The sequence below is a fragment of the Paenarthrobacter sp. Y-19 genome (genome assembly GCF_029223985.1).
In the GTDB taxonomy this organism is placed as follows: Bacteria; Actinomycetota; Actinomycetes; order Actinomycetales; family Micrococcaceae; genus Arthrobacter; species Arthrobacter nicotinovorans.
In genome coordinates, this window is sequence record NZ_CP119414.1 from 319,176 (window position 1) to 346,081 (window position 26,906).

The window sequence follows — 26,906 nt, forward strand, 5'->3', positions numbered from 1 at the left end:
AAACCGGACCTGAGAGTCCACAAAGCGAAGGAATGTCATGGCACAAAAAGTCTTTCCCGGCCGCTTCACCGCGGACATCGGCCGCAGCGACGTCACGGTCTTCCTCATCGGCATGCGGGCCAACAAGTGGTGGAAGATGGGCCAAGTAGCCAAGGTTGCCTCGGCCATGCCCGCCATGATGCAACACCTCGCCACCAACCCCGACGCCGGCCTGCTCGGGAGCGAACAGTGGTTTGGGCGCACCACCATCATCCTGAGCTACTGGGAAAGCCCGGAACACCTACGGCGGTTCGCGGCGGACCGGGACTCGCCCCACCTTGGGCCCTGGCGGAAGTTCATGAAGGAGATCGCGGGCAGCGGCGACGTTGGCGTTTGGCACGAGACGTACCAGGTTCCCGCGTCCGGCATCGAAGTGGTGTACAACGGCATGCCGCTGTTCGGGCTGGCCAAGGCGACAACGCAGGTTCCCATCGGCCCCGGCACGAACACGGCCAAGCAGCGGATGGGTTCAGCCAAGCTCGCGGGGCACTAGGCGACCGCGACGGCGGTGGCCGGTCCGGTCTTGAGGGTGCGGCGGAGCTGGGGTGTTGCGTCGAGCCTGTCCTGGGCGGCGCGGAGCGCACCGACGGCAATCTCCAACTGAGCCGGGGGCAAGGTGTAGGGCACGCGCAGGTAGTGCTCGAACGCGCCTCCCACGCCGAAGCGCGGACCGGCGGCCAGGCGCACGCCGAAGTCAGGTGCCAATACCGTCAGGGCGGTGCTGCATGGACTCGGCAGCCGGCACCAAACAGTCAATCCACCCTTGGGCGTTTCCACCTCCCACTCGGGCAACTGCTGCCCCAGGAGTCGCAACAGTGATTCCCGGTTATGGCGCAGCTCCTCGAGGCGTGCGTCCAGGGGATCGGAGAACGACCTGATCAGGCGCGCCGCTGCCAGTTGCTCAACCACGGGGCCACCCAGATCCATGACGGTACGGGTCGCTATGAATCGGGCAACGAGGTCCTCGTCCGCCCGGATCCAGCCGGTCCGCAGGCCCGCCCAATGGGACTTGCTGAGCGAGCCGATGGAAACCACGGCGGTACTGAAGGCGGACATCGGAGCTGTGCGGACGCCGTCGAGGTTCAACCCGCGAAGCGTCTCATCAACAACCAGCACCGTCCCCGCGGACGCGGCCGCGCGGGCCAGTCGCCGGCGCTGCAGATCGGACATGATGCGCCCGGTCGGGTTGTGGAAGTCCGGAACGAGGTAGGCCATCGCGGGCCGCTGGTGGTTCATCATGGCCACCATGGCGTCGATGTCCCACGCCGGAGAGGTTCCCGCAGGCAAGGCGACCGGGAGGATCCGGCATCCTGCGGCACGGATGGCATCCAGTGCGTTGGGGTAGCTGGGGTGTTCCACCATGACCCGGTCCTGCTTGCCCGCCAGGGTGCGCAGGACGATGTTCAGCGCATGCTGCGCCCCGGAAGTGACAAGGATCTGGTCAGGGGTGGTGGGCACGCCTTCTGCCGAGTATTTGTCCGCGATCGCCTCGCGAAGGGCCGCTACGCCCACGGCGTCGTAACCGAAGCCCGGCAGGAGCGCCGGCAGCTCGGTGAGTGCTTCCGCGAAGGACCGGTGCACTGCTTCACCCGCCGCGGGCAAGGAGGCGTAGGCCAAGTCGAGGATACCCTCCGGTGCGGCCAGGCCAGGCATGCTCGCCGGTGTCGAGCGGAAGGGGATGCAGGTCCGCCCGCGGCTGCCCTGCCCGGCCGTGAGGAATCCTTGTTCCCGGAGGCTCGCGTACGCGGCCGTCACGGTGGTGCGGCTGACGCCCAGCGACTGGGCCAGCGCCCGCTCGCTGGGCAGCGCGACGTCCAGCGGGATGCGACCGTCCATCACGAGTAAACGCACGACGTCGGCGAGCTCGCGGTAGGCGGGCAGGACGCCGGCGTTCCACTGCCCCAGGAGGCGGAGGAGGGCGGTGGGATTCAGTGAGGGAGCCATAAGACCAGTATTCCAAACTGGCTATGGAATACAAGGCCAGTTTTCTTGGAGGATGGAGAACATGATGACCCGCAGAATCACTCAACTCCTGATCGGCCTGGCGATGTACGGCATTTCCCTGGCCATGTTCATCCGGGCCGGCCTTGGGCTGGACCCTTGGGATGTGTTCCACCAAGGCCTCTCCCAGAAGACCGGCTTCAGCATCGGCGTAGTGGTCATCGCGGTCAGCTTCCTGGTTCTCCTGCTCTGGATCCCGCTCCGGCAGATGCCCGGCATCGGTACCATCGCCAACGCGGTCCTGGTGGGCCTCTTCGCAGACCTTGGACTCTGGCTTATCCCGTCGTTCTCGCACCTCGGCGGGCAGATCGCCATGCTGGCCGGCGCCGTCATCCTCAACGGCATCGCCTCCGCCTGCTACATCGGAGCCCGCTTGGGTCCCGGCGCGCGTGACGGGCTCATGACGGGCCTTGTCCGGCGCACCGGGTGGTCCGTGCGACTGGTCCGCACCGGCATCGAAGTAGTGGTCCTGGCTGTGGGGTTCCTGCTGGGCGGCTCCGTGGGAGTGGGCACCGTGGTCTACGCCCTGGCCATCGGTCCGATCGTGCAGGTCCTGCTGCCGAAGTTCATGGTCCCGGAGCGGCCAAAGGCAACGGCCCCCACGGAAGCCGTGGAGGCCGCAGCCGCTGCGTGAGCCTAGTCCTCCCGCTTAGCGGCACGCCCCCAAGTCCTCGCCGTAGCGCAACCAGTCCGGCAGGTCCCGGGCCAGCGCGTCGCGGATGGTGGGCGATCCTGCGCTCCTCCAGTCGACGTCGTCGTTAATCTCGATCTCGTACTTCTTCCACTCGAACCAGTTGATCATTTTCAACTGCGGATACTTTTGGTGGGTTTCGGCGGAGAAGACCTGGCGCCACCATGCCTGCTTGACGTCCAGCTCGGAGGCCCCGCTGCGGGCAGGAGTGAAAATCGCTGCGGTCTCCGGGATGGCCACAGGGCGGTTATGGTCCACACCGTACACCTGGTAGAAATCCGGCACGGCACTGTCGTTACCTGCTGTGCCGCTGTACGTGCCCGTGAGCATGGCCAGGAACTTGCCCGGTTCGGCAATGTCGTTGTTGCCCCAAGGCCGCTGGTTGCCCCAGTGATAGAGCGAGACGCCCACCCAATCCACGGCGTCATCCCCCGGATAGTAGGGAGCGTAGGTGTCATCGGACATCGTGAGCGTGCCATCGTGGTCGGTGTCCAGCGCGGCAAAATCCGGAGTGCCCGGACGGGCCGCGAACTGGCCACCCGTGAACGGATAGCCTCCGCCGTAGTTGGGCGCCCACATCATGGAGGTGCCGGGGGCTTGGGAATGAATGGCTGCCGCCACCTTCCGGAACACCTCCACGTAGTGGATCGGCTGCTGGCCCCACGAGTACCAGGAGCCGTTCATCTCATGCGCAAAACGCACGACGACGGGCGTCCCCTGATCGTTGATGGCCCGCAAGTCTGTGGCCAATTTCGCGATCACCTCATCGCTCATGGTCGCCAGGCCGCCGTGCGGCTCAAGGGTCAGGAGCAGCGCACCGCCCGTTGCCCGGACCTGGGTGACGGCGTTCGTGGTGTGGGACCACGTCTCGTCGTCGTAGGGGATGTCCGAGAACTGGACCACCACCGCGGGATCATGGCCGAGGTTTGCGCGGTGTTCGGCCAAGGTCTCTGAATCCCAATCCAGGTTGACCCCAAGAAGCACGCCATCTTTGGGAATGATGGATGCCGCATCCGCGGCCTTGCACAAGGACAACGCCTGGACGATGGGGACCACTTCCCTGGAAGCGAACCCCAAACCGGTGGCGGCCAGTGCTGTTACCAGGACGGGAACAAGAAGGCTTGCACGCCTCCGTTTGCGGTCAGGATGGCCAGTGAAGGAAGGCGGAGCCGGCTTCTGGCGCGGCGGCCGTGGCGGAGACACTAATGTCCGGGCCATGTCAGCCCCAACCAAGAGTGCGCGGACGTCGGGTGAACAGGTTGAGCCAGGCGAACCTGGACGTGAGGCGGCGTGCACGCACGAGTGTCCGACCACCGTCTACGGCTTCCTCGCGGTTCTCGTAGACACGGGCGACCTGCCCCAGGTGGGCCTGGAGGCGGGTGGTTTCGAGCGCCGGGGAGTTACCGAAGAGGCGAAGATCTCCTCCGCGGGCGCGCAGGAAGTGCAGCACCTCCAGAAGACCGACGACGCCGGACGCGCCGATGGTGGTCACTGCGGTCACGTCGAGCAGGACCAGCACGGGCCCGTCGGTTGCTGCCTTGGCTGAGTCCTGCCGGATGGCCTGAACGGTTGCCGCGTTCAACGCACCGGTGAGGGTCAGGTCGACGTGCGCCAGTGATGTGGGGACGATGTTGTGGACACGGGAAAGTGTGGACATGGTGGTCGCTCCTGGCTGGGGGTTGGAACGGCGGTCGTGGGGAAAGGTAGCCGGTCAGCTCTCACTGTGCGGCGTTGTGATGTGCGGTGCTCAGGTGTGTGGCCCTGCGCTGTGCGGGGCTCCAGCGGAATCCGGCCCGAGGACCTCAACGAGTTCCCTGGGGACGGGCACGGGATCCTTCAGGTCATCTCCGGGACCCCGGTACCTTGCGGCGCCGATCACCACACTCAAAAGGGCCAGATCCAAGGCCACCCAGGCAAGGGTGATGAGGGTGGGGTACAGGGGAGCTTCGCTGGTCGCTGCCCTGGCTATCCCTATGCCCGAACACAAAACCAGGACGGCCATGGCCCCGATCTGGAGCCGCACGTGCTGGAAACCGCGCCCAGTGGCCTGTTTGCTTTTGGCAGTGACCGAGAACGCCAGGTGTTTGCCCAGAAAGACGGCTGCCGCGCCGGAACATGTCGCCGCGATCCACGTGGGGAAGAGAGCAAAGGACCACTGCTGGCCGCGCCAGAGACCCTTGGCTCCGTTGCCCGCCACCTGGAAGAGCAGCTGGCAGGAAATGAAGAACGGCAGGAACAAACAGAAGAAGACCACGGGGCTCGCCGTGAGGGGGTAGGTTCCCGCGACCAGGAAAACCACCGGCGCCGCAATGTAGCTCAAGGCGGCGAAGCCGTTGAGGTAACTGGTCATGGTGCCCAGGTACATGAGGCGCTGTGCCAACGTCAGGCCGCGAAGGAACAGCGGATTGTCTTTGAAGAACACCTGCATGGTGCCGGCTGCCCAGCGGTGGCGCTGCGACAACATGGTGGACACGTCCTCCGGGGCCAGCCCGTGCACCAGCACTTCATGGTGGTAGACGCTTCCCCATCCCATGGCGTGAAGGTGCATGGCGGTTGCCATGTCTTCGGTGATGGTGGTGGTGTCCATCGGGTGGATGGCAAGTGCCTGGTCCGTGTGCGCCACATCCACCGATTCCAGCACCGCGTCAAGTTCAGGCACCACATCGTCCATGGCATCGGGGTTCCCCAACGCCGCAGCATGGAAGGAGACGCGGAGTTCGAAGGTGATTTCCGCCAGGACATCGCCCCTGCGGACCTGATGTTCCGCGCGGGTGATCGCCTCCAGCGCCTGCTCAACCACCGGCATGGCCGCCGGATGCCGCCTGCCCAGCTCGCCAAGGAGATCCTGCAACCGGGTGCGACCCCTGCGCAGGGCGCTCCATGTATGTTCGGTGGCGGTCCGGGTGTAACGCGTCAGGCCCAGGGCCATGAGGGCTTCCCTGCGCAGGACAGCATTGGAACCGCAAAAGAACGCCGCATCCCACCCGTCCTTGCCCTGCTGGATAGGTCCATAGAACAGCTCTGCCTGGCTGCCCAGGGGATCACGGTCCGGAACATTCCAAAAGTGCTGCGGCGTCTGGACGAACGCCACCTCTCCGGCATCAAAATAGCCAAGGACACGGTCCAGGAACCGGGGTTCCGGGACTTGGTCCGCGTCCAGAATGGCCACGAATTCACCAGTGGTCATGGAGAGGGCATTATTGACGTTGCCTGCCTTGGCGAACCGCTGCCGGCCATCCCATTCGGGGCCCCGCCTGATGTATCCGACGCCGATCTGCCGGGCTGCCGTGGCGAAGTCACTGCGGTCGCCATCGTCCAGGATCCACGTTTCGTGCGGATATTCCATGTCCCTGGCCGCGATGGCCGTCCTGAGGACGAGGTCGAGCGGCTCGTTGTAGGTGGCGATGAAAACGTCCACGGTCCTGCCCGGCAGGGCAGGAGGGGGAGGCGGCCGCCGTCGTGCATTCCACATGGTGGCCGCGTACAACGCCGATTCGCCCAGGCTGTACGTTTCCGCCGCAACGAGGGGCAGGGAAATCCACCATGCGTCCCACGCAACGGTGCCCGACCAGCGCCAACTGATGTAGATCAATCCAAAGGAAACCACCAGGACGGCAAGGATCCTTACCAAAATCTGCTTACGAATGCCCATTTTTAGCCTCCGGGTAACTGCTGGGGAAAAGGCAAAGGCACGTCAGTCTGTCCGGACGCCGCTAGGCGAAAGTTGGGAAGACACGGCTGACGCGCCTGGAGCATGCATCGTCGATGCTCAGAGGAAGGAAATACGTTGCGAACGGAATTTACCTGTCCTTATCCCACTCTCGCCCGCTCACATTTCGTCGCCGTTACGGACTTGATAAGTAATTTCGCGCGGAATATTTCCTCGCAGTGACGTTTTGCGTGTCGCTACAAAAAGCCTTGCGTGCGTGGCGAAAAGGCGGTCAGAGTGGCAACCATGAAGCGAAGACTCATGCCTTTGGTGATGGTCATCGTCGGACTGGCCGTCTCAGCGACACTCATCGCTCCTGAACCGCCGGCGCTGGCAGCGGCCGGCATGCCGGCTCCCGGGGCGTTGGTGTGGAGCGATGAATTCAACGGACCAGCCGGAACAGCGCCCGACTCCGCCAAATGGGTCCACGACACCGGGGGATCGGGGTGGGGTAACGGCGAACTTCAGTACTACACCGCCAGCACGCGGAACGCCGCCGCCGACGGGCAGGGCAACCTTGCCATCACCGCGCGGCGGGAAAACCCGGCCGGTTATCAGTGCCATTACGGGGCATGTCAGTACACCTCCGCGCGCCTCTTGACGGCGGGGAAGTTCAGCCGCACCCAGGGCCGGTTCGAAGCCCGGCTCAAACTGCCCAAAGGACAAGGAATGTGGCCCGCGTTCTGGATGTTGGGCGACAACGTTTTCACTGATGGCTGGCCCAACAGCGGCGAGCTCGACGTCATGGAAAACGTCGGCAAGGAACCCGGGACAACGTGGGGAAGCATCCACGGTCCCGGGTATTCAGGTGCAAACGCCGCCAACGCCAGCTACACCTTGCCGCACGGTGCCGCGTTGGGGGACGCTTTCCACACGTTCACCGTGGATTGGGCGGCGGATTCAATCACTTGGTACATCGACGGGATCCCGTACTCACACAAGACCAAGGCCAACACACCCGGGCCATGGGTATTCGACCACAACTTTTTCCTGCTGCTGAACCTGGCCGTGGGTGGTTATTGGCCCGGAGCGCCGGATTCAGGCACCACTTTTCCGCAGTCGCTCCTGGTCGACTACGTCCGTGTGTACGAGCTCGCTGCGGCTCCGTCAGCGGCTCCCGCCAGTGCCAGGATCCAGGGCTACGCGGGCAAATGCATCGATGTTGCCGGACGCCAGGCCACCGACGGTGCCCAGCTGCAACTGTGGGACTGTGAGGCGGCTGCCTCCGAACAATGGACGGTCGCTTCCAACGGCACGCTGCAGTCGTTGGGCAAATGCATGGACGTGGCCTGGGGTTCCACCAGTAACGGCGCTCGCGTCCAGCTGGCCACATGCAACGGAAACGCCGCGCAGCAGTTCGTGCTGAACTCTGCCGGAGATCTGGTAAACCCCCAGGCGAACAAATGCGTGGACGTAGCCGACTGGTCGTGGTCGAATGGTTCACGCCTGCAGTTATGGGATTGCGCCGGGTCCGCCAACCAGAAATGGTGGCGGACGGTGTAGAAAACGTCCGACGGCGACGCGCAGCCAGCGCGGATCCGACGACTATTGCTGGGGCGGCTGGGGAGCTTCCTGGAGTAGTCGGCGCGGTTTGCATGGGGCGCGGCGCCGTCGCGGCGGTTGCCGGTGTGCCCGGCCGGGACGAATCTGACGTCTCCGGCCGGGCCACGGTTTCACGGGCAGGTGTCTGGAAAGTGGGCTGGCAAGAGCCGGTGTCCGGGGACTTGGTCTCCAGGCAGCGGCTTCTAGGGAGCGGGTTGGCAGCGCGGGCAGAAGTAGATGTCGCGTTCTTCGGTTCCGTCCGGTCCTGACAGCAGGCCACGGCGGATCGTGGCGCCGCATCGCCTGCAGGGTTGGCGTTCCCGGCCGTAAACCCAGTAGCCGGGACGCAGGGCTCGTGGGCCCAAAGTGGTCCGGCGGCCAGGTCCAAGGTTTTCGCCCAGGAGGCGTTTGGCGTCGGTGACGGTCTTGGCCAGATCCGGGACTTCTCCGACCGGCAGGGCCGGGTGGATGCCCGAAAGGTAGCATGCCTCGCAGCGGTAAATGTTGCCGATCCCTGCCAGTTTCCGTTGGTCCAGCAAGGCGAAGCCGACCGTAACGTCCGGCTCGGCCTTCAGCCTGCGCAGGGCTTCTTCCTCGTCCCAGTCCGGCCCCAGGAGGTCGGGTCCGAGGTGTCCCACGATTTTGTCTTCCTCGGCGGTGGGCACGACTTCCAGGATGCCCAGGGAGAACCCGACCGCGTCGGCAGTTGCCGTGCGGAGGACGCAACGTGCCGTGTGGCCCGGCTTGGTCCATCGACCACCCGGCGGGTAAATCATCCAGTTACCCTCCATTTTGAGGTGGGAGTGGATGGTCAGTGCCCGGGGTTTCCTGCTGGCACCGGGCTCGTCGTCAACGGGGCCGGTCAAGCGCATGAGCAGGTGCTTGCCCCTGGGGACCACTTCGGTCATGGTCCAGCCAGTCAGGTTGAGGGTGGCGAAACGGGGTACGCGGAAGTCGGAAGCTGTGATGACTTGGCCCGCCAAGGCCTCGTTGAGCCGGTTGGCGGCCCGCCAAATGGAATCGCCTTCAGGCACGGATCCGTAGTCCCTTCGGAGTGGAGTAGGCCCCGGCGGACGCCAAAGCTGCGGCAATCGGGGTGTCCAGGAGGTCGTGGCCGTTGACCTTCTCCATGAAGAGCTTGTCTACGGCTCCGCGACGCACCACATCAACCAGCGCCTGGGCGGCAACAGCCAACACGGGCTCTTCCTGGTTGAAGGTGAGCAGCGTCTTGCCGCCGCGTTCGACGTAAAGGACCAGGGCGCCGTCGACCATGACCACCAGCGCCCCCGCCTTGCGTCCGGGCCGGTGGCCGGACCCGGCGTCGACGGACAGGGCCGGCCAAGGGAGCGCTGCACCGTACGGGTTCGCGGGATCGGTTGCGGCCAGTGCAAGGGCAACGGGCTCCGCCTTGGAGATGCGGGCGTCTTCAGTGGATGACCTCAGCCGGTCCACCGTCGCGGGGACGGCGAACTGGGCCGCTCCGAGGTGCTCGATGAAGTAACCGCGGCGGCACCGCCCGGCTTCTTCGAGCCGTGCAAGGACTTTGTACATGAGGCCGAAGCCGCCGATGATGTTCTCCGCCATGACCGAACCGCGGGTCACCACACCGTACCTGTCCAGCAGCAGCTCAGCGGTGCCCCGGGCATGGATGGTGGGGTCCAGTTCGGGCGCAGGCAACGCCGACCACCGGCCCACAGCCGAGGGTGGTGCCGGTGCAACGCCGCCGCTAACCGAGCCGTAGCGTCCGCCGGTGAGACCGGGCGAGCCCAGCAGTCCGGTCCCGTGCGAGCGGCCAAGCCTGCTCATCCGCGGAGTCCTCGCCCTGGGGGCCTTGGCAACTTGCCGGTGGGCTGTCTTGCCGCCGGAGATCATGGCCCGCACGGGGGCGAAGGTATCGCCGGTGACGCGGCCGGCCCACACCAGGTCCCACAGGGCCGTCACGACGGCGTCGTCGCTGAGTACTGCGTCCATGCCGCCTGCCACTTCGGTAAGTTGCCGGAAGAAGTAGCCGCCTCCGGCGCTGAAGTGTTCCAGGAGCCGCTGCTGTGCGTCGCCCGGTTCAAAGTCAGGTGCGGGGTTGAGGGTCAGTTCTGCGGAATCGGCCACGTGCAGGCTGATCCAGCCGTCGTTTCCTGGCAGCGACCCGGCCCCGGACCAGAGCAGTTCCCCGGCCGCCATCAGTTCATCGAGCATGGCCGGTTTGTAGTCAGCCACGCGGCTCGCCAGCACCAGCAGTTCCCAGGCGGACGCGGGGATGGGTACTCCGGAGAGCTGGTCCACGGCCGTGATGATGCCGTCGAGTCCGCGGAGCGCCTGGCTGCGGGACTTTCCGGGGGTGGTCACGTTCTGCCATGCAGGAAGGAACCGTCCGTAGGCTGCTGTGTCCACGGGTTCCACTTCGGCCCGCAGCGCGGCGAGGGAACGACGCCGGAGCTTCCTGAGGACCTCGGCATCGCACCACTCGCTGGAGGGCGGTGCGTCAAGGGTCATCAGTTCCGGTTCAACGGCTTCGGTGGGCTGCTCCGCCACAGCGTGCGGCCGGAACTCGCCTTCCACCACGCGGCCATCCCCGGCCAGGCGTTTCAGGGCGGTATTGACGACAGCGACGCCCAGCCCCAGCCTCGACGCTGCCTCCGCGGCAGTGAAGGGCCCATGGGTGCGGGCGTAGCGGGAAACGAGATCGCCCAGGGGATCGCTGACCGGTTCGATGAAGGCCAGCGGAACGCCCATGGGCAGCGGGACACCGATGGCGTCGCGGAGCCGGGCCGCGTCCTCTACCGCAGCAAAGCGTTCGACGCCGCCGATTGTCACCTTGAGTGCACGGTTGGCTTTCTGCAGCGCAGCAAGGTGGGATTCGGCGTCGGACACTGTGCCGTGGGGAGCGGCCGGAGGTGTTTCCTCAACGTGGTCCGGATCATCGGGGTCCAGCGGATGGTCCAGCGGCTGGTCCAGCGTGGCCGGTTGCAGGGCAGCCTCCGGCTGTTCCATCCCTTGCAGCCGCTCGGCCACCTCGTCGATGCTGAGTGGGCCGAGGAGTCGCAGCAGGTCGGCGACTCCTTCCATCCCACGGACCCGGCGGTCCGGTGCAAGCCGTTGCAGCTCCATTTCGGTTGCGTCGATGACCGCGGCGTCCAGGAGTTCGCGCAGTTCCACGCGGCCCAGGAGTTCGTTGAGCAGCGTCGAGTCCAGTGCCAGGGCGGCAGCCCGCCGCTCTGCCAAGGGGGAGTCGCCCTCGTAGAGGAACTGGGCTACGTATCCGAACAGGAGTGACTTTGCGAAAGGCGAGGGCTGCTGGGTGGTGGTTTCCACGATCCGTAGTTCGCGGCGCTCCACGGATGCTGCGATGTCTTTCAGCGCGGGCAGATCGTAAACATCCTGCAGGCATTCCCGCACCGTTTCGAGCACGATGGGGAAAGAGGGGTACTTCCGGGCGACATCCAGCAACTGGGCCGAGCGCTGCCGTTGCTGCCACAGGGGTTGACGCTTTGCGGGATTCTGCCGGGGGAGGAGCAGGGCCCTGGCGGCGCACTCGCGGAATCGTGAGGCGAACAGTGCGCTGCCACCGACCTCTGCCGTGACAATCTGTTCAAGTTCTTCGGGGTCGAAGAGGAACAGCTCAGCTCCGGGTGGTTCGTCCTCCATCATGGGCACGCGGAGGACAATCCCGTCGTCAGCGGCCATGGCCGAGCCATCCAGGCCGTAGCGTTGATGCAGGCGTTGTCCGACGGCGAGGGCCCACGGGGCGTGGACCGGCATGCCGAAGGGACTGTGCAGGACCACCCGCCAGTCTCCGAGTTCATCGTGGAAACGCTCCACCACCAGGGTCCGGTCACTGGGAACGATTTCCGTGGCTTCCTTTTGTTCCCGGAGGTATTGCAGCAGGTTGCTGGCGGCAAAGGCATCCAGGCCGCTGGCTTGGCAGCGTTCCATGGCGGGGGCATCATCGGCAGCTGAGAGTTCCCGGATGAAGGCGCCCAGTGCTTTGCCCAAATCAACAGGACGGCCCAGGGAATCACCCTTCCAGAAAGGAAGCTTCCCGGGCTGGCCGAAAGCGGGGGAGACCAGCACGCGATCGTGGGTGATGTCCTCGATCTTCCAACTGGTGGCACCGAGGGCGAAAACGTCGCCTACCCGGGACTCGTACACCATCTCTTCGTCGAGCTCGCCGACGCGGCGTCCGCCCTTCGCTGTGCGGGCAGAGGCCGTGGGTTCACTGCCGTCCGCACTGGCCGGGGAGGACGAGCCCTCAACTTCTGTGCCGATGATGTAGACGCCAAAGAGGCCACGGTCCGGGATGGTACCGCCGGAGGTTACCGCCAGGCGTTGGGCGCCGGGCCGGCCTTCGATGGTTCCTGCGTGCCGATCCCAGATGATGCGTGGCCGGAGCTCAGCAAATTCGTCCGAGGGGTAGCGGCCTGCCAACAGGTCCAAGGTGGCCTCGAACGCTGAGCGTGGAAGGCTGGCGAACGGCGCCGAACGACGCACCGTGCTGAACCACTCTTCGACGTCGATGCTTCCCAATGCCGTGGCTGCGACCGTCTGCTGGGCCAGGATGTCCAGGGGGTTGGTAGGTATGCTCAGCCGCTCGATCTGGCCACTGAGCATCCGCTCGACGGTGACGCTGGTGTGCAGGAGGTCAGCCCGGTGCTTGGGGAACAACACGCCTTCGGAGATCTCGCCCACCTGGTGGCCGGCACGTCCCACGCGCTGGAGGCCGCTGGCTACCGACGGCGGTGATTCCACCTGGATCACGAGGTCCACGGCACCCATATCGATGCCCAGTTCCAAGGAGGACGTGGCAACGACGCAACGCAGCCTGCCCGACTTGAGGTCGTCCTCGATCATGGCGCGCTGGTCCTTGGAAACCGAGCCGTGGTGGGCGCGGGCGAGGACAGGATCCGCGCCGGTGGTACTGCCTGCCTGGGCCATCATGTGCGCGGGGGTTGACGTGGAGGCCGGAACGGCAGGGTTGGGCTCGCCCGCCTTCGACTCGGGGGCCGCCCATTCCCCGCCTCCCACTGCCATCAACTGGCGTTCGGCATAGATCTCATTCAAGCGGGCCGTCAGGCGCTCCGAAAGGCGTCGGGAGTTCGCAAAGACAATGGTGGATTGCTTGGACAGGACCAGATCCACGATCTGTTCCTCCACATGCGGCCAGATCGACGCCTGCGGTTGCAGCCCTGACGCCGGGCCGGAATCGAACGCTCCGGCCGCACCCTGCAGGTCCGACATGTCCTCCACAGGCACAGTGACCGTGAGGTTCCAGTTCTTCTTTGACGGCGGAGCGACGATTTCGACGGGAGCCTGGCCGGCCAGGAACTGGGCCACCAACTCGCGGGGCTGGACCGTGGCAGAGAGCCCGATGCGCTGAGCGGGTTTGGGAAGCAACGCATCCAAGCGCTCAAGGGAGACAGCCAGGTGTGCCCCACGCTTGGTACCCGCAACGGCGTGCACTTCGTCAATGATGATGGTGTCCACTTCGCTGAGCGTCTCCCGGGCACGGGACGTCAGCATAAGGAACAGGGATTCCGGGGTGGTGATGAGGATGTCCGGAGGGTTGGTCAGCAGCGTGCGGCGATCCGCCGCCGTCGTATCTCCGGAGCGAACGCCCACCGTCACCAGTGGTGCCGGCAATCCCAAGCGCTTGGCGGTCTGCGTGATGCCGATCAGCGGTGACCGGAGGTTTCGTTCGACGTCGACACCCAGCGCCTTGAGCGGTGAGATATAGAGGACGCGTGTTTTGGTTTTCGGACGCTTGGCCCGCCCCTTGCCGTTCGCCGGCACGCTCTCCAGCCCGGGGAGCGTGTCAGTGGGGGTGGCGTGGAGTCTGTCCAGGGCCCACAAGAAGGCGGCGAGCGTTTTACCGGATCCGGTGGGCGCTACGACCAAGGCATGGGAACCCGAAGAGATGGCATTCCAGGCGCCGTCCTGCGCAGGCGTGGGCTCGGAAAAAGCGCCGAGGAACCATTCCCTGGTTGCCTGGCTGAAACGGCTGATGGCGCCAACGGACGTCTGCGGCTCCTGCATTCATCCATCATGCCCCACGGCTCCGACAGAATAAGCCGGAACCGTGGGGAAGCGGTCAAACAGCCTGGAAGGCAGTGACTGTCAGCAGCTTGATCCCGGCGTTGCTGCACGCATCGTGCTGTTCGGCGACAAACAGCGAGGCAGTGTCATTCGGCGGGTAGATGCGCAGCCCGGCCGCAGGAACCTTGGTGCAGTCGCCGTAGTTGCCCGCCTGCGTGTAGCGGATTTCCGCCCACGCCGACTTGCCCGGAGCCAGCTCGATCTTGGTCACCGGGGTGGTGGTTTCCCGGGTCGCCGGTTCGCCGATCGGTTCGCCATTGGCGTCCGCCGTCAGGGATACCCCGGCGAAGCCCTCAACAATGCAGGGAGCCGTTCCCGAGTTGGTCAGGATCAGCTTCTCGTAGACGCTGCCGGCTGCTCCGCCGCCAGTGGCATCGGTGGCCGCAGTCAGGCTTGCGGCCTTGCACTGTCCAACGGCTGCAGGAGGCGCGGACGTGGTGGTCGGGGTGGGAGACTGCGAAAGCGTTGTGGAGGCCGTCGCGGAGGGGGAGGCCGACGTCGACGATGCCGAGGGAGTGGAAGAACTTGGCGGGGCACTGCTTGATTCCGCCGGGCTGGGGCTTGGCCCGCAAGCCGCAAGAAGCAGCAGCGAGGCGGCCGCCGTCGTCGTCACAAGACCGGTTTTGATGCGCTGAGTCCACATGGGCACCAGCCTTGCTTCGGCGGTGGCGCTAGTCAATTCAGCCACGGGTTACAGGGCAGATTGGCGCCCGGATCGTGATCTTCCGGGCGCCACCTGCACTGATTTACTTGGTGTCTGCCTTCACTGCGGCGGGCTTGGCCGAGCGGCTGCGGAAGAACGCCGCGCCACCGAGTCCGAGGCCCGCGATGCCTGCGATCAGGCCGGCCCAGCTCCGGGCCTGCGACCCGTCGTCGGTTACCGAGGACGCCTGCTCGGTGGAGACGCTGGCGGCAGCGTGGTGGTCTCCCGCAGCGTCCGCCGGGGTGATGGCGATGGCCGGAGCGGGCGACTTCAGGTCATCCTCGCTCTGGCCGTCCTTGGGAATCTCGATCCAGTCCGTCTTTCCCGTTTCGCACGTCTGGAACGTGGGGAAGTAGATGGTCTTGCCGGCGGCGTCAGGCAGCTTCACCGAGAGGACCAGGGCATCGCGCATGTGCGGATCCAGTGGCGCCTTGGCCGTGTACACGATCTGGCTGGTGCGCTTGGTGATGGACGTGCCGTCGTCCAGCTTCTTGGGCTCGGCGAGGTTTTCCGTCACCTTCTCCACGTTCCAGTTCGGGTTGACGGTGGGGGTTGCGTCGGTCAGTTCCTCGGGGAGGCTGATGGCAATTTTGGTGGTGCCGGATGTGCCGCAACCGTGGGGAACGCTGAACGTCAACAGAGCGTAGGAGTTTGCCGCGGTCTTGTTGGGGTCGACACCGACGTGGGCCGACGCCCCTGCGATACCGGCCATCATCAGGGCAGCGGTTCCACCGGCAACGGCGGTAGCGGACAGGGTACGGCGAAGCGAGGACTTCTTCATGGGGTTGCCTTTCGGGTGCGCCAAGTGAGGGGGCGCTGGGGTACGGGTTTGGGAGCCCGTCACCGTGCAAAGGCGTTTGCTGGCTTTGCAGCATTGGTGCTTTGCAGCTTGGGTGCCGGGCGGAACTAGCTAAGGACGACGACGGCGGGCGGGCCGCGGCGGCTGTCTTGCCTTAGGTTCCGCCAGGGGCGGGGGATGAAAACGTCAGGTGCGCCTACTGCGACAGGCGACGCACCGGCGTCGGGCCTGAACAGCAGCGTGGGCAGGGCAACCAGCGGTCGGAGCCACGCGGCCAGCTGCCAGAGCGCATCCTCGCCCTTGGCCAGGACGAGGGCAGACCCCAAGGTGGCCGCGACGTGCGCCATCAGCATCAGGACGCCCACGGTGGAACCAAGCTCGTGGGTATGTTCTGTCACCGTTTGCAGGGCAGGGTTCAGTGATTCGTTGCCGAGGTGGTGGGCTGTTCCTGGTGAGTCGGCAGCAACGGGCCCGAGGGCAGTGAAAGCCTCATGGAGTGCGAGTTGTCCTGCGCCAAGCAGGGCCGCCATGGTGACGGCGTTCAGCCGGAACCGGGTGGCCAGCGTGGTGGCCAGCGCCGTCAGCGCGAGCAAGGCCAGGAGCACCGGGGCCATCGGCAGCAATCCGCCGCCAATGACGTGGGCTCCGGCAGCCAAGCCAAGGATGACCAGCGCGATCGCGCCGGACCGCAAGGCGTGGAAGGGTGCCCGGGGCTGTGAAGTGCGCACGGGTCCTCCCTTTCTTCTTGCTTGTGTTGGCTTGTCGACGTGGACGGCAACGGCTTCGATTCTATCGGGAGTTCGGTGCCGGTCTGGTCCCGGATGGGTTCGCTGCCGCGTCTTGGGCGGCGGCTGCCGTCCGCCCCGCGATTGCGCTGGCCGCAATGGTGATGAGCGCGCCCAAAAGCATCGCCGCGCCCTCGCCCGGTTGAAGAAGGTGCGACTGTGCGCCGATGGTCACGGCCGCCACGGGCACGCCGAGTTGGGATGCGGAGAGGACGGCCAGCGGCAGAGGCTGTCCAAAGAGCCGCATGGCGGCGTGAACCAAAAGGGTGCCTGCGCCAAGGCAGAGGCCCAGGAGAATCATTTGGGGGTTCGATCCGAGGTCGTTCAGGTTCAAGGACGCGCCAAGCCATACGAAGAAGACCGGTCCGAGGAAACCGTCACTCACTGCGAAAAGCTGATGGGCAAGCCGCCGGGGTTCACCCACGGCTGCCACGACAAGGCCAAAGGAGAAGCCGGCCAGCATCACGGACACGTGCCCCAAAACGGCCAGACCTGCCAAGGCAAACAATAAGGTCAACTGGATTCGTAGCTCCAGCGCGAACTTTCTGTCTTCGGAGACGTCGTGCAGGCGGCCGCGTGTGCCGCGGCGTTCCAAGGCGCGAAGGATGACGTACAGGAGCAGCGCGCTGACCGCTACCGCGGCGGCGCCCAGAGCTGCGCGGCCCGCGTTGGGCGGATCGACCGCCAGGGGGAGTGCCACGATGCAGGCTATGTCGGCTATCGCCACCTGGGCGGTCATGGTCAGTACCTTCGGTCCGCGCAGTCCCAAGGAATCGACGATCGGCAGCACCAAGGCGGCCGAAGACGACGCCAGCAACACGATGTACACGGGCGCATGGCCGGTTCCGAAAACGGCAGCAATCCCCAAACCCGTCACGACGGCCAGTAGTGCCGCGGCCCCCGCTCTGGTCGCGCCGCCGCCCACGGCAGCCCTGATCGCTTTGTCCCGTATAGGGACGTGCGTGCCGGCAACGAACATGATCAGCGCGAAGCCGACATCGGCCATCAACGTAAACGCAGGGTCCCCGGGGTCCACTGCCTGCAGGCCTGTCCGGCCAATGACGATGCCCGCCAGCAGTTGGCCCAGGACAACAGGCAAATGCCATTTCCGTGGCAACGCGAGCAGCGGCCCCAAGAGGGCCGCTGCCGAGATCAGGGCGAGCTGAAAGAATGTCAACTGCTTTGCCCGGGAGTTGCTTTGCGCCGCGGAGTGAAGGTCGGACCCGGCGGTGCCGGTACGCGGGCCGGATCGGCTGTGGACCTACGACGGCGGAGCTCAAGTTTCAAGCTTTCCTCACCTCGCGCCATGGCCCAGTGATGGTTCGCGGAGAAGGCCGGTTTGAGGAGCCAGCTCAGTCTGCGTAGTAGCGGTTTGGCTGTGCTGACCCGCCAGTCGTAGGTGATGACAACTTCGGGGCCGTCGGTTTCGAACGTCCAGCGGCCGGTTCCATTCAGGTCGCCCTTGGCTGTGAGTGCGAAGCCGTCAAGGGAGACAGGTTCGGTGATGGTGAGCCGCCACCGCAAGGTGTAGGGGAGCCATCCCTTGGTGTGGAGGTCGAAGGAAGCACCCACGCCGTCGGGGTCGCCCGGGGTTACTCTCGTAACGTCCAGGTAGACCGATGGCCACCACTCCGTGAGGGTTCCGGCGTCGCCGAGGACGTCCACGACTTCCTCACGTGTGCCGGCCACTCGCCACACGGTGACGAACTCGTAGTCCGTGCTTTTGCCTTTTTGCTGTGATGACGTGGCCATTGCCGCCTCCACGGTCCGTGAGGTTCCGAGGGTGCCATGCGGCATCCGGCCTAAATCTACTCCTGGCCGCGGCGAAGGGTTAGATCCCGGCTCTTTGCCTTCGCGAAAGTCCCGAAACCTCGCCCCTCGACGCGCTATTTGCCGGTTTTCAGCAATTTGTCCATGTCGAACAGGGCTTCAAGGAGGCCCGCGGTCTCGGTCAAAGGCTGATCGGATCGGCCACCGCAGTTTTCAACTGACTTGGAGTAGCGTTCCCCGCCGCTGTCCCGGATGGTGATTTTCGATCCCGTGCCTCCCGTGCAACCGGGTTTGGGTTCGCTGATCTTGGCGGCACGGGAGGGCAGGGTTTTTGCCGAGTCCAAGACCTGGGTCCACGTATCGGCCGGCATGACACTGGTCTCCTGGCCCAGCACGTCGCCATATGAGTCCACGGTGATGGATGCCTCGTCTTTCGAAGCTTTGATCACGAAGCTGCGGTGGTACTGGGGCGGGACTGAGCTGTCGCGGAAGCTGTACTCGACAGTTGTGGTGCCGGCATCCAACTGAAGAGGAGCGGAGCCGGCGCAGGATGTGGCCATTCCCGCACAGAAGACCGCCAATGCGGCCAACACGATGCGTCGACGCATGTGGATTCCCCTCTTTGGATGGCGGCAGTGGCCTTTCCGAAATGGCTTATTGGTGGACGACCACTGCTCGAAAAATACACCACAAAGACGCTGAGAATGCGGAAAAACCCCGGTTTCCCAGGGGTTCTCATTGGCGGTGACGGTGGGATTTGAAACCTCTCCCGCGACATCAGTGGGGGCGACAACCTTGAGATTGCGGGGATTTACATCACCCGACATCACTGGAAATAGCCGGAGATGTGCCCAAAATGTGCCCAGATTGTGCCCTCTGCGTCTGAGAGACTTGCCCACATGCCTCACCATCCCCAAGCAGACTGTTGCCCATGCCATGCCACCAAGCTCGCCTACACCTATCCGGAAGCCGCGGCCGCGGTGGGCGTATCAGTCCGAACTCTGCAAAGGCTCGTCGAACGCGGAGACATCGCAGTCAAGTACATCGGCAGCAAACCAGTCATACAAGCAAAGGAGCTGGACGCCTGGCTGGACGCGCTGCCGTCCGAACTTGGCTAGAAGTCAGGCGAAAGGGTCTTTCTCTGGCTCGGCCTCGGTCCACCACTCGTCCTTTTTTGACTGCTTTGCCCGTACCCAGACGATGATGTTGGTGATGTCGTCGGCGTGCAGCATGATGCGGTTTTTGCTAAGCCGTGTGTGATGGCCGGATTCTTTGCAGTAGCGCCGGAGTTCGGTCTTGGTCATGCCCAGCTCTGGGGCGACTTCTTCAGGCGTGCGGAAAGCTTTGTCAGCGCTCACGAGTGGCCACTAGGGGGCTCGGCCGGCAGCTCATCCAACCATTTAGCTAGGTCTTCCACTCGGATCACTCCCTTGGAATTGGCGTAGCGGGCCATGAGGTTGCCGTCATAGACGGCCTGCTTCAAGGTGCGGACGCTGAATTGGCGACAAGTCGAACATCTTCGTTGTTGACGTCTGTTTGGACGAGACAGGCGAGATCCGGACTTACCGCCAAGACAAGCTGGAACAGTTGCCAGACGGCGACTGAGAGAGTTTGTCCTGGCTCAGAGGTACATGATGGACAGGATGCTTGACACAGTGGAGCAGGTGAGGCCGAAGGCGGCCACAAGTGCCGGCCACTTGAGTGCTGAGCGGCGGGAGCGGAAGAGCTCGGGGATGTCATGCTTCATCCACAGTTCAACTTGGCCGTATTTGGTGACTTCCCCTCGTGCTGGATCTGGCATGGTGGGATACGTGCGGAAGAATGCGAAAACGGCGGCGCCGATGGGGAGCACCCAGCCGATGAGTTCGAGGATGATGCAAAGTATCGCCATGGCCACACAGTAGCTCAGCAAAGGGCCCCCGCCTTTCCGTGGAGGGCGGGGGCTCTTGCGTTGCTGGCAATACCGGTCTTACTTGCCCCTAAAACCTGAGTGCGGGGAACCCCGCGAGAGGCCGTAGAATTTGGCTTGACTTTGAAATTGTGACCATGGGGGTTATCTTGTCCAGTTCTTCGCGCCGCCGGGCCAAGCGCAATAAGCTCATTGCTGTCGGCGCCGCGGCTCTACTCGTGTTCGGCGGGCTAGGCACTGCTCTTGCCCTGGGTGTTGGACGTCCGGCTGTCCCCGAAGTTAGCAGCAAGGTCGCTGAGTACTACGCACAGAACAGCGCCGTGCCAACCCCTACCAAAGACACGCGCCCGTTGGCGGTTTTTATCGGGGATTCCTACACTCAGGGCGTCGGGGCCTCAGCCGCCCCGAACAAGTGGGTGGAAGTCCTCGCTGCTAAATCGAATCTGGCGTACGTGAACCTTGGCAAGGGCGGGACGGGCTACGTGTCCACGTCTGGCCCGTCTGGTTGCGGACTGTCGTTCTGCCCGGCCTACAAAGAAATGGTGCAGCAGGGCCTCGCTGAGAAGGACGCCACGTACTTTGTCGTCTCCGGTGGCCAGAATGATTTCGATGACTTCAAGAAAGACCCGGCTGCGGTCACGGCAGCAGTCGAAGACGTCTACCAAACCATCCGAGCTGGACTACCTACAGTCAAGATCGTCGCCGTTGGGCCGTCCACTCCCTGGGGTGTGGATCCTTTGGTGCTGGGCTTGGACAAGGCGGTCCAAGATGCTGCCGCCAAAGTGGGAGCCACCTACGTCAGCATGATTGATCCACCAGCCTTCAATGCCAACATGATCGCCAAAGACAAAGCGCACGTCACTGATGCAGGCCACGCGGCGATAGCGGAGCGCGTCGCCACGGCGCTCCGCTAGGCCCTCACGGAAGCGTCGTAAGGCTGATGGAGCCCCAACGCTGCGAAGTGGTGGATGGGTAAGCGATGAAGCCGTACCCATAGCCGCCTGCGATGGCCGGAACTGTGCCCGTAAAGAGCGTCGTCCCGTTGATGGAAACCGTGGCCGAGGTCCCGTTGAGATCTACAACAATCTGATCCCCCGGAGTTGGGACGGCCTCAAGCGTGGCTATGTCCGTGTTGACGCCACCGACTCGCTGCCGCAGGCGATACTTGAATGGGCTTGTCGTGTTGCCATCAAGCCAGAGATAGTTACTGACATTCTGGTAGCGCATCAGAAGCTCGCCACGAGCTCCCGCTGTCAGGGTTGCTGAGAGCCGGCCATTGGTGGTAGTTCCAGCCATGACGAACGCGAATTGCTCGGTAGTTGCTGTCAAGGCTACGGCGCCGCTGGAAATGACTGCCGTATCGGGTCCTGCCGCAGCCCAGGTGAGCCCACCCGTCGGAGTGGTAGATCCGTAGAGGTTTCCGTCGGCCCGTTCAAAATCGTCCGCGAATATCGTGGTGGGTCCGGGCGGAACCGTGCCGCCTGACACGTCAGGGTTTGCGAGGATCCCTTGATAGTAGCCGCGTGCAATCTTCTTGTGTCCCGCAAAGGTGGGGTGCACCCCGTCCGGCCCAAGATCAGCCTCGGTGATCCATGACTCCGCGATCCCATCCAGGAATGGGCGTCCCACAGCGATAGTGGCAGCCTTCACCGCAGAGTTGCGTCCACTAAACGGGCTTGTCGATGGGCCAGAGACGTAGACCTCTGGGATCGTGGCGAAGCTGTTCAGCAAGCTAGTCACTGCCGCTGTAAGAGCGGCGCTGTCATTCGCGTCATTTCGCGAGCCCAGAATGAGCAGGATATCTGGGTTGTATGTCAAGATATCCGCCGCCCGACCGCTGAACTTAGTGGTTCCTGAGCCGTCTGTGATCCAGCCAGTTCCTCCGATTCCAAAGTTAATGAAGGACCCAGCGCCCAGCAGTTTGGCCACAAAGTTGCACCAAGTTTCGAATCGCAAAGCCCCGTCAGGAGCAATGCCCGAACCGCCCGAATACGAATCTCCCAGGACGGCGAGTTTCCGTTGAACGGGCTCAGCAGGGCGAGTGAACGTGCCCGACGCGGCGATCATTCCGCCGAATGACATTCCGGAACCGCCGTACTCCATGAGTACTCGACGGCGACGCGCCGTCGGAAAGGTCAGGACGATGTAGTACGTCGCGCCGGAAGTAAGGCCAGTGAACCTAGTCGCCTCCTGTGTCACCCAACGCCCACCAACACTGAACCGCAGAGAAAGCCCTGTTAGGCCTGCGCGAACCTTGTAGGCGACTTGGGCAACTGCTGGTGTGTAGGTTTCGATGCGAAGCTGATACTGAGCTCCCTGCCCCGCACCACCTGGCAGGTCTGTCGTTCGGACAAAGGCTGCGGCATTCGCTGGATCCGCGGGGAGGCTGAGCATTCCGTCATACCTGAATGAGGGGTCATTCACTAGATCGACAGGGCCAGATGGGGCAGTGCGTAGCTCTCGCGCCAAAGTTCCGACCGGGGCTGTCGTGGTAATCGAGATAGCTGGTGTATCGCCGCCAGCGGGGGGAGCGAATGTCGCCGCGAAGTAGTCCACCGTGGGCGTCGGGAGGCCAGCCAAGGCATCCGCTATTTGCTCCGCAATAGCGGCCTGGATACCTGCTGCGTCGGGGCCATAAGTGGCATTCAGTGCCGTTGCTCCTAGGCGGGTGGGGAGGTTCGCGTCAGTTGTTTTGACGGAGGGCGGGAGGGTGAAGTTGTCATCTACAGATACGAGGCGGTTTACCATCGGTCATTCTCCAATCAGGTAGAAGCCGGGGTGTTCCGGATCCGGGATCAGGGTGCTTGCTTGGATGTTCTCCGGAGACAACCGATCCGGGAGATGCTTGTCGAAGATCTTGCCGGACTCATCAAGGGTCGGTACGTGCTTTACAGCCATTGTTGGCCTACCTTTCGGCTCGAATCGCAAGACACTGCTCCCCAAGAGTGGGAAGCGAAACACGCGGGCTTTGCCGCAACTGCGAGGTTTGAAATACGTGGGAAAAGTGTGTGCAGTACCGCGGCCGCCCCAAGTTGGGCGGCCGCGGCTTCCGTTGCATCCGGAGGGCTGAGGAGTGAAGGGGGTGGTTTCCTTTCGGTATAGTCCGGCCCATTTGTTCCGGTTGCTGGCGCTGGCGGATCGTCGCGTCGTCTGGTGAACGCTCCCCGCCATGCTTCGGCACTTGCCCTGTTGCAGCCCGCCGTGAGCTTGACGCCAAGTCATCGTCAGAAGTTCGGGGTGCCGTCAGCGGCGTAGGGCGTCCAGGGCTGGTCAGGGATCCACCCCATGTATGGCGGGAGATTCGCGGCCCCTCCGGCAAGGTTCTTGACTGCCCAAGCCTCACGATCCTCTTGCCAGACCTCATAGTCGGCCCAAGTGGCATCCGTAGGCTGCCGCCCTGGGGTGAAGTCCGGCAGCTCGCTCACCTTCTGGTTGAGACCTGTCAACCGGCGCCTCATGCCACCACTCCTGGGACGGATCGGAAGCCTACGCGCCGCTGCTGGGTCCGGCCGGCGGCTTGATCGTCGTCCATGGGGATCCGGAGCGAAGCCACAAGCTTGGCCAGCGTCACCCGCTGCTGGCGGGCCTCCACCAAGGCCGGGTGAGCTCTCACGCCCTGCGGCGAAACGTTCGTGACCCCTTCTGACTGAATGATGTTCTCGAGTTCATCCAATGCATCCACCGTCCTCGCGGCTTCTAGGAGAACCGACAGTTCGTGCTGAGCGAGCTCGAATTGATCCGTAACGGACTTCCACAGTTCGCCGCCTCTTTCCTTCAACCCGGCCGGTAGGTCGATTAATCCAGGGTCCGAGAGTGAATCTGGCACTATGCCGGAGGCGGGCCTGGGGGGACCCCCGGGGGCATGCTGCCCCCGGGTCCCTGGCTTAGTGGACATGGGTTACCTCGTCTGGGTCTACGTAGTCGATGGCGTGGATACCGGCTTTGGCTGCGGTCTTGTGTAGTTGGTCCTTTTCGGTGCGGTGGGCGTCGTCTTCGGGGTCGTGTGGGAGTTGGTAGATGCCGATGCCTCCGCGTTCTGCTCGTATTTCCATTGGGCGTGGTTCGCGGTATGCCTTGGCGTTGTTGAGTTCGGGTGCTTCGATGGTGGCGCCTAGTTTCCAGAGTTCGCGCCAGTGTCCGGCTCGTCCGGTGGTGTTGGTCCAGGCTTCCCAGACGCGGCGGCGGTGGAGGCCTGTGGTGTCGGTTGTGAGGCCGATGAGGCATTGGTCGTGGAGTCCGGTGGGTTCGGCCTTCCCTGCGAGCGTGGCGGCCGTGTGGAGGGCTTGCATGAGGTCGGTGAGTTCGAGTGCTCGGATGGGGCCTTCGGACCATGCTGCGCGGATCTTGGCTGAGGCTTGGACCATCTCTTCGGGGGAAGCTTCAGCGTCGGCGGTTTCCAGTGCTGCAGTCAGTTCGCGGGCTTTGTCGTTGAACTTTGCCCGGATGGTTTCGTAGTTCGCTGCTGCGACGGTGCGGTACTCGGCGCGGAGGGCTGCGAGGATCGCGGCTCCTGCTTCGTTCCGGACGGCGGCTTCCGTGACTGGGTTGGAGTTCTGGGCTGCCAGGGCGAGGGCTCGGAGCTGGGCGAGTTCCGCCGGCGTTGCTTCGGGGTCGAGGATGGCTTTGTTGAGTTCGTCCTGCATGGTTGCTTCGAGTTCCGCGAAGGTTTCCCAGCGTTCGGCGATGGTCTCGAACTTCTGGGTGATGGTGCCCCCGGCTTGTACGACGTTATTGACTTGTTCGATGTATGCCGGGGGAAGGGCGATGTTTCGCATTGGTTAGTTTCCGTTCTGCTGGCTGGCGTTGTCCGCGATGGCTTGGATGATGGATTTCTTGAGTTCGGGGCTGTTGAGCGCTGGGACGGGCTCAGGTGCTTCTCCTGGGTTGTTGAGGTCCAGGGTGAGGGGCTGCTTGATGGCGTCGTCTCCCCAGTGCGCGGCGAGGATGTCACGGATGGATGGCTGCTGGGTCATGTTGGTCATCTGCTTTCTGTGGTTGTGTGGCTGGCTGCGTCCACGAGGTCGTGGAGCTTGTCAGCCAGGTCTCGGGCTTCGTCGTATGTAAGGTGGGCTACGAGGTTGCGGCGCCAGAGGGACAGCCCGGGGACTTCCCTTCCGGAGCGGTCCTTCCAGGTGTATTCGCGGACCTTGACGTATGGGCGCTGTTCGCCGCTCACGATGCCTCGAACATGTCGGGGTAGCGGGCTTCCATGGCTGCGAGTTGTGCAGTGCGTCGGTCTTCTACTGAGGTGGTTTCGAGCAATCCAGGCTTTTCAGCCGCGCTCGCTCTGGTGAGGTGCTTTTGATTGGTGATTTGTACTCCTCCTTGTTTTTCATCCTGTATTCCTCCCAGTGGTTCCTCAGTACTCATAGGGGGCAATGTTTCGTTGGGGCTGTTCCCAATGTTTTGTTGGGGCACGTGGGGCAATGTTTCGTTGGGGGTTGGGGCAACGTTTTGTTGGGGCACGTGCGGCAATGTTTCGTTGGGGCTCTTGTCTCTTGGCACTGGCTCCCACGTGACGCCGCGGCCGTTCCCATCCCGCCCGTGGTCCCATTTGGCGTAGCTCTGTCCGGGGTCCAGAGTCAGGGCATATTCCGCTCTGACGCCGAGCCTCGCTTCGCCGCTGGATATGACCGCGCCAGCGACAGATAGTTTTGCGATTGTCTGCCGAAATGCTTCCTGGGAGCTTGCCCGCTTGTTCTCTGTATCGAGTCCTAGAGCGTCGGCTACTGCCTTCCAGCCTCCGAAGTAGACGGGGGGCTTATCGGCATCAAGGGCGATGAGAGCCATGTACGTCAGGGCGCGTGCTTCCCGGTGGCTGAGGTGCCGCCAGTGGACGAATACCTTGGCGACGTTCTGGGCTCCCATTCGGCGGCGTTCCGTTTCTGTGATTCGTCTTAGGCGCTCAGGCCGAAGATGAGATTGACGAGGATGTCCGGCAGCGACATGACGAGCAGCGCTAGGGATGTGATCACTGCAGCGGTAACCGTGCGGGCTGCTCCCTGGATGAGTTTCTGAGTCACTTTTGAGCCCCGATCTTCGCGACGGCTTCCGTTAGTTCGGTGGCCAATTGGTGCGCCTCACCTGGCGACAGTTGCCGATATGTCTCGTCGGGGTTTGTCGCTATCCACAGCTCGATGGCGTGTTGTCTGGTGGTGGAGTTCCAAGTCGGCGTGATGATCCAGCCGCGGGCGAATGTCTCAGCACCCACCCAGACGTCCGTGCCTCCGGGGGCCAACTCGTATCCTGTTGGTGGCGCCTGCTCCGTGGCGGAATACTCGCTTGTCTCAGAGGATTCGGCCGAGAAGTCTTCGTGGTCGCGATTCCACCAGTTCACGCCCAGGGTCTTGGTTAGGAGGTCTAGAACCTCCGCAAAGCCCATATCCAATTTTTCGGCGACTTCGCCAAGTTCTCGGATTGTGGTCGGCGCTTTGATAGTCTGCTTCATGGATCTACTCCTTGGTGGGTGTTGGTTCATCGGCGGTGACGGACTTTGGCGAGGCGTCACCGCTTTTTTGTGTCTTGAGGCTTACTTTGCAGGCTTTGGCCGGTGTCATCACTGGCACTGGCGGCCCTTCGCAGTAGCAGAGCCCGAGCCATTCGCAGTTGCAGCCGCTCATACAGGCACCTGCTCGCCAGTCTGCTGGCGAGTCTGAGCGTCGAGCCAAGCCGTCAAATCTGAGGCCCTATACCGGACTGAGCGGCCGGCCTTGATGAACTTTGGGCCTTTTCCCAGGTAGCGCTCCTGCGCTGCTGTTCCCTTGCTGATGCCCCTCCACTCGCAGTATTCGGCGACAGTGAGCAACTTTTCCTGCTCCATGCTTCCTCCAATAATCTCAAGTTGACCTTCATCTTTAGAAGGTTAGTTGTC

Annotated in this window: 29 protein-coding genes; 5 read left to right on the forward strand and 24 right to left on the reverse strand. The window is 63.7% G+C overall.

The features are described from left to right. The first annotated feature begins 37 nt into the window (after positions 1 to 37). Positions 38 to 532, forward strand: a complete 495-nt coding sequence (locus PYR64_RS01565; protein ID WP_275777888.1) for a DUF4188 domain-containing protein — start codon at positions 38 to 40, stop codon at positions 530 to 532. Here the strand turns inward: PYR64_RS01565 and PYR64_RS01570 are convergent. After that, a complete protein-coding gene (locus tag PYR64_RS01570; RefSeq protein ID WP_275777890.1) occupies positions 529 to 1,983 on the reverse strand; it encodes a PLP-dependent aminotransferase family protein in 1,455 nt (484 codons plus the stop codon). The genes PYR64_RS01565 and PYR64_RS01570 overlap by 4 nt on opposite strands. 61 nt (positions 1,984 to 2,044) lie before the next feature. Between PYR64_RS01570 and PYR64_RS01575 the strand changes: the two genes are divergently transcribed. Next, positions 2,045 to 2,674, forward strand: a complete 630-nt coding sequence (locus PYR64_RS01575) for a membrane protein (protein ID WP_026267203.1) — start codon at positions 2,045 to 2,047, stop codon at positions 2,672 to 2,674. Between the two features lie 15 nt (positions 2,675 to 2,689). Here PYR64_RS01575 and PYR64_RS01580 read toward each other — a convergent pair whose 3' ends face one another. The 3 genes from PYR64_RS01580 to PYR64_RS01590 all read right to left on the reverse strand — a co-directional run bounded on the left by PYR64_RS01580 (position 2,690) and on the right by PYR64_RS01590 (position 6,383). Then, complete coding sequence (locus PYR64_RS01580) at positions 2,690 to 3,949, reverse strand: glycosyl hydrolase (protein ID WP_064722594.1); 1,260 nt, start codon at positions 3,947 to 3,949, stop codon at positions 2,690 to 2,692. 1 nt (position 3,950) lies between these two features. After that, positions 3,951 to 4,388 (reverse strand): STAS domain-containing protein, encoded by a 438-nt coding sequence (locus PYR64_RS01585; protein WP_055976851.1) that lies wholly within the window; start codon positions 4,386 to 4,388, stop codon positions 3,951 to 3,953. 90 nt (positions 4,389 to 4,478) lie between these two features. Next, complete coding sequence (locus PYR64_RS01590) at positions 4,479 to 6,383, reverse strand: glycosyltransferase (RefSeq protein ID WP_275777895.1); 1,905 nt, start codon at positions 6,381 to 6,383, stop codon at positions 4,479 to 4,481. Between the two features lie 303 nt (positions 6,384 to 6,686). Between PYR64_RS01590 and PYR64_RS01595 the strand changes: the two genes are divergently transcribed. Further along, positions 6,687 to 7,943 carry a family 16 glycosylhydrolase gene (locus PYR64_RS01595; protein WP_275777898.1) on the forward strand — a complete coding sequence of 419 codons (1,257 nt, stop codon included), beginning with the start codon at positions 6,687 to 6,689 and terminating at the stop codon, positions 7,941 to 7,943. A gap of 242 nt (positions 7,944 to 8,185) precedes the next feature. On the opposite strand, the gene PYR64_RS01600 is transcribed toward PYR64_RS01595, so the two are convergent. The 8 genes from PYR64_RS01600 to PYR64_RS01635 all read right to left on the reverse strand — a co-directional run bounded on the left by PYR64_RS01600 (position 8,186) and on the right by PYR64_RS01635 (position 18,734). Next, positions 8,186 to 9,016 carry a DNA-formamidopyrimidine glycosylase family protein gene (locus tag PYR64_RS01600; RefSeq protein ID WP_275777900.1) on the reverse strand — a complete coding sequence of 277 codons (831 nt, stop codon included), beginning with the start codon at positions 9,014 to 9,016 and terminating at the stop codon, positions 8,186 to 8,188. Further along, on the reverse strand, positions 9,009 to 14,009 hold the full coding sequence (locus PYR64_RS01605) for a DEAD/DEAH box helicase (protein ID WP_275777901.1): 5,001 nt from the start codon (positions 14,007 to 14,009) through the stop codon (positions 9,009 to 9,011). The genes PYR64_RS01600 and PYR64_RS01605 overlap by 8 nt, the downstream gene beginning before the upstream one ends. A 55-nt stretch (positions 14,010 to 14,064) precedes the next feature. Next, the gene (locus PYR64_RS01610; protein WP_275779873.1) at positions 14,065 to 14,712 is read right to left on the reverse strand and encodes a DUF4232 domain-containing protein; all 648 of its coding nucleotides are present in this window, start codon (positions 14,710 to 14,712) and stop codon (positions 14,065 to 14,067) included. Between the two features lie 103 nt (positions 14,713 to 14,815). Then, a complete protein-coding gene (locus tag PYR64_RS01615) occupies positions 14,816 to 15,553 on the reverse strand; it encodes a YcnI family protein (RefSeq protein WP_018777984.1) in 738 nt (245 codons plus the stop codon). A gap of 125 nt (positions 15,554 to 15,678) precedes the next feature. Then, positions 15,679 to 16,299, reverse strand: a complete 621-nt coding sequence (locus PYR64_RS01620; protein ID WP_018777983.1) for a hypothetical protein — start codon at positions 16,297 to 16,299, stop codon at positions 15,679 to 15,681. A 61-nt stretch (positions 16,300 to 16,360) separates the two neighbouring features. After that, positions 16,361 to 17,533, reverse strand: a complete 1,173-nt coding sequence (locus tag PYR64_RS01625; protein ID WP_275777903.1) for a cation:proton antiporter — start codon at positions 17,531 to 17,533, stop codon at positions 16,361 to 16,363. Further along, positions 17,530 to 18,108: an SRPBCC family protein gene (locus PYR64_RS01630; RefSeq protein WP_275777905.1), complete on the reverse strand. Its 579-nt coding sequence runs from the start codon at positions 18,106 to 18,108 to the stop codon at positions 17,530 to 17,532. The genes PYR64_RS01625 and PYR64_RS01630 overlap by 4 nt, the downstream gene beginning before the upstream one ends. A gap of 134 nt (positions 18,109 to 18,242) precedes the next feature. Beyond that, the gene (locus tag PYR64_RS01635; protein WP_189076139.1) at positions 18,243 to 18,734 is read right to left on the reverse strand and encodes a hypothetical protein; all 492 of its coding nucleotides are present in this window, start codon (positions 18,732 to 18,734) and stop codon (positions 18,243 to 18,245) included. Positions 18,735 to 19,025: 291 nt separating this feature from the next. On the opposite strand from PYR64_RS01635, the gene PYR64_RS01640 reads away from it, so the two are divergent. Further along, positions 19,026 to 19,244 carry a helix-turn-helix domain-containing protein gene (locus PYR64_RS01640; RefSeq protein WP_275777907.1) on the forward strand — a complete coding sequence of 73 codons (219 nt, stop codon included), beginning with the start codon at positions 19,026 to 19,028 and terminating at the stop codon, positions 19,242 to 19,244. A gap of 3 nt (positions 19,245 to 19,247) precedes the next feature. On the opposite strand, the gene PYR64_RS01645 is transcribed toward PYR64_RS01640, so the two are convergent. Both PYR64_RS01645 and PYR64_RS01650 read right to left on the reverse strand, forming a co-directional pair. Beyond that, positions 19,248 to 19,484, reverse strand: a complete 237-nt coding sequence (locus tag PYR64_RS01645) for a hypothetical protein (RefSeq protein ID WP_275777908.1) — start codon at positions 19,482 to 19,484, stop codon at positions 19,248 to 19,250. Positions 19,485 to 19,747: 263 nt separating this feature from the next. Further along, the gene (locus PYR64_RS01650) at positions 19,748 to 20,017 is read right to left on the reverse strand and encodes a hypothetical protein (protein WP_275777909.1); all 270 of its coding nucleotides are present in this window, start codon (positions 20,015 to 20,017) and stop codon (positions 19,748 to 19,750) included. A gap of 155 nt (positions 20,018 to 20,172) precedes the next feature. On the opposite strand from PYR64_RS01650, the gene PYR64_RS01655 reads away from it, so the two are divergent. After that, positions 20,173 to 20,949, forward strand: coding sequence for an SGNH/GDSL hydrolase family protein (locus PYR64_RS01655; RefSeq protein WP_275777911.1), 777 nt, complete (start codon positions 20,173 to 20,175; stop codon positions 20,947 to 20,949). A gap of 4 nt (positions 20,950 to 20,953) precedes the next feature. Here PYR64_RS01655 and PYR64_RS21720 read toward each other — a convergent pair whose 3' ends face one another. From PYR64_RS21720 to PYR64_RS01705, 10 genes are all read right to left on the reverse strand, one after another. Continuing rightward, positions 20,954 to 22,783 (reverse strand): SGNH/GDSL hydrolase family protein, encoded by a 1,830-nt coding sequence (locus PYR64_RS21720; RefSeq protein ID WP_345799340.1) that lies wholly within the window; start codon positions 22,781 to 22,783, stop codon positions 20,954 to 20,956. 3 nt (positions 22,784 to 22,786) lie between these two features. Then, entirely contained in the window at positions 22,787 to 22,933 is a 147-nt protein-coding gene (locus PYR64_RS01665) for a hypothetical protein (RefSeq protein ID WP_275777914.1), read from the reverse strand. A gap of 326 nt (positions 22,934 to 23,259) precedes the next feature. Next, positions 23,260 to 23,493 carry a hypothetical protein gene (locus PYR64_RS01670; RefSeq protein WP_275777916.1) on the reverse strand — a complete coding sequence of 78 codons (234 nt, stop codon included), beginning with the start codon at positions 23,491 to 23,493 and terminating at the stop codon, positions 23,260 to 23,262. Further along, positions 23,490 to 23,648 carry a hypothetical protein gene (locus PYR64_RS01675; protein ID WP_275777917.1) on the reverse strand — a complete coding sequence of 53 codons (159 nt, stop codon included), beginning with the start codon at positions 23,646 to 23,648 and terminating at the stop codon, positions 23,490 to 23,492. The genes PYR64_RS01670 and PYR64_RS01675 overlap by 4 nt, the downstream gene beginning before the upstream one ends. 271 nt (positions 23,649 to 23,919) lie before the next feature. Next, positions 23,920 to 24,810, reverse strand: coding sequence for a hypothetical protein (locus PYR64_RS01680; RefSeq protein ID WP_275777918.1), 891 nt, complete (start codon positions 24,808 to 24,810; stop codon positions 23,920 to 23,922). Positions 24,811 to 24,813: 3 nt separating this feature from the next. Beyond that, positions 24,814 to 25,017: a hypothetical protein gene (locus PYR64_RS01685; protein ID WP_275777920.1), complete on the reverse strand. Its 204-nt coding sequence runs from the start codon at positions 25,015 to 25,017 to the stop codon at positions 24,814 to 24,816. After that, positions 25,014 to 25,211, reverse strand: a complete 198-nt coding sequence (locus tag PYR64_RS01690) for a hypothetical protein (RefSeq protein WP_275777921.1) — start codon at positions 25,209 to 25,211, stop codon at positions 25,014 to 25,016. The genes PYR64_RS01685 and PYR64_RS01690 overlap by 4 nt, the downstream gene beginning before the upstream one ends. Beyond that, a complete protein-coding gene (locus tag PYR64_RS01695) occupies positions 25,208 to 25,405 on the reverse strand; it encodes a hypothetical protein (RefSeq protein WP_275777923.1) in 198 nt (65 codons plus the stop codon). Before PYR64_RS01695 ends, PYR64_RS01690 begins: the two co-directional genes overlap by 4 nt. A gap of 527 nt (positions 25,406 to 25,932) precedes the next feature. Further along, positions 25,933 to 26,058: a hypothetical protein gene (locus tag PYR64_RS01700; protein WP_275777926.1), complete on the reverse strand. Its 126-nt coding sequence runs from the start codon at positions 26,056 to 26,058 to the stop codon at positions 25,933 to 25,935. Beyond that, positions 26,055 to 26,483, reverse strand: coding sequence for a hypothetical protein (locus PYR64_RS01705; protein ID WP_275777928.1), 429 nt, complete (start codon positions 26,481 to 26,483; stop codon positions 26,055 to 26,057). Before PYR64_RS01705 ends, PYR64_RS01700 begins: the two co-directional genes overlap by 4 nt. Positions 26,484 to 26,906 lie beyond the last annotated feature (423 nt).

Coding starts and splice junctions, on each gene's coding strand:
- PYR64_RS21720 (WP_345799340.1), bottom strand. CDS start 22,783: ATGGTAAACCGCCTCGTATCTGTAGATGACAACTTCACCCTCCCGCCC.
- PYR64_RS01695 (WP_275777923.1), bottom strand. CDS start 25,405: ATGAGTACTGAGGAACCACTGGGAGGAATACAGGATGAAAAACAAGGA.
- PYR64_RS01655 (WP_275777911.1), top strand. CDS start 20,173: ATGGGGGTTATCTTGTCCAGTTCTTCGCGCCGCCGGGCCAAGCGCAAT.
- PYR64_RS01590 (WP_275777895.1), bottom strand. CDS start 6,383: ATGGGCATTCGTAAGCAGATTTTGGTAAGGATCCTTGCCGTCCTGGTG.
- PYR64_RS01630 (WP_275777905.1), bottom strand. CDS start 18,108: ATGGCCACGTCATCACAGCAAAAAGGCAAAAGCACGGACTACGAGTTC.
- PYR64_RS01705 (WP_275777928.1), bottom strand. CDS start 26,483: ATGAAGCAGACTATCAAAGCGCCGACCACAATCCGAGAACTTGGCGAA.
- PYR64_RS01580 (WP_064722594.1), bottom strand. CDS start 3,949: ATGGCCCGGACATTAGTGTCTCCGCCACGGCCGCCGCGCCAGAAGCCG.
- PYR64_RS01670 (WP_275777916.1), bottom strand. CDS start 23,493: ATGAGGCGCCGGTTGACAGGTCTCAACCAGAAGGTGAGCGAGCTGCCG.
- PYR64_RS01565 (WP_275777888.1), top strand. CDS start 38: ATGGCACAAAAAGTCTTTCCCGGCCGCTTCACCGCGGACATCGGCCGC.
- PYR64_RS01665 (WP_275777914.1), bottom strand. CDS start 22,933: ATGGCTGTAAAGCACGTACCGACCCTTGATGAGTCCGGCAAGATCTTC.
- PYR64_RS01585 (WP_055976851.1), bottom strand. CDS start 4,388: ATGTCCACACTTTCCCGTGTCCACAACATCGTCCCCACATCACTGGCG.
- PYR64_RS01640 (WP_275777907.1), top strand. CDS start 19,026: ATGCCTCACCATCCCCAAGCAGACTGTTGCCCATGCCATGCCACCAAG.
- PYR64_RS01615 (WP_018777984.1), bottom strand. CDS start 15,553: ATGAAGAAGTCCTCGCTTCGCCGTACCCTGTCCGCTACCGCCGTTGCC.
- PYR64_RS01575 (WP_026267203.1), top strand. CDS start 2,045: ATGATGACCCGCAGAATCACTCAACTCCTGATCGGCCTGGCGATGTAC.
- PYR64_RS01650 (WP_275777909.1), bottom strand. CDS start 20,017: ATGGCGATACTTTGCATCATCCTCGAACTCATCGGCTGGGTGCTCCCC.
- PYR64_RS01605 (WP_275777901.1), bottom strand. CDS start 14,009: ATGCAGGAGCCGCAGACGTCCGTTGGCGCCATCAGCCGTTTCAGCCAG.
- PYR64_RS01680 (WP_275777918.1), bottom strand. CDS start 24,810: ATGCGAAACATCGCCCTTCCCCCGGCATACATCGAACAAGTCAATAAC.
- PYR64_RS01685 (WP_275777920.1), bottom strand. CDS start 25,017: ATGACCAACATGACCCAGCAGCCATCCATCCGTGACATCCTCGCCGCG.
- PYR64_RS01610 (WP_275779873.1), bottom strand. CDS start 14,712: ATGTGGACTCAGCGCATCAAAACCGGTCTTGTGACGACGACGGCGGCC.
- PYR64_RS01635 (WP_189076139.1), bottom strand. CDS start 18,734: ATGCGTCGACGCATCGTGTTGGCCGCATTGGCGGTCTTCTGTGCGGGA.
- PYR64_RS01595 (WP_275777898.1), top strand. CDS start 6,687: ATGAAGCGAAGACTCATGCCTTTGGTGATGGTCATCGTCGGACTGGCC.
- PYR64_RS01570 (WP_275777890.1), bottom strand. CDS start 1,983: ATGGCTCCCTCACTGAATCCCACCGCCCTCCTCCGCCTCCTGGGGCAG.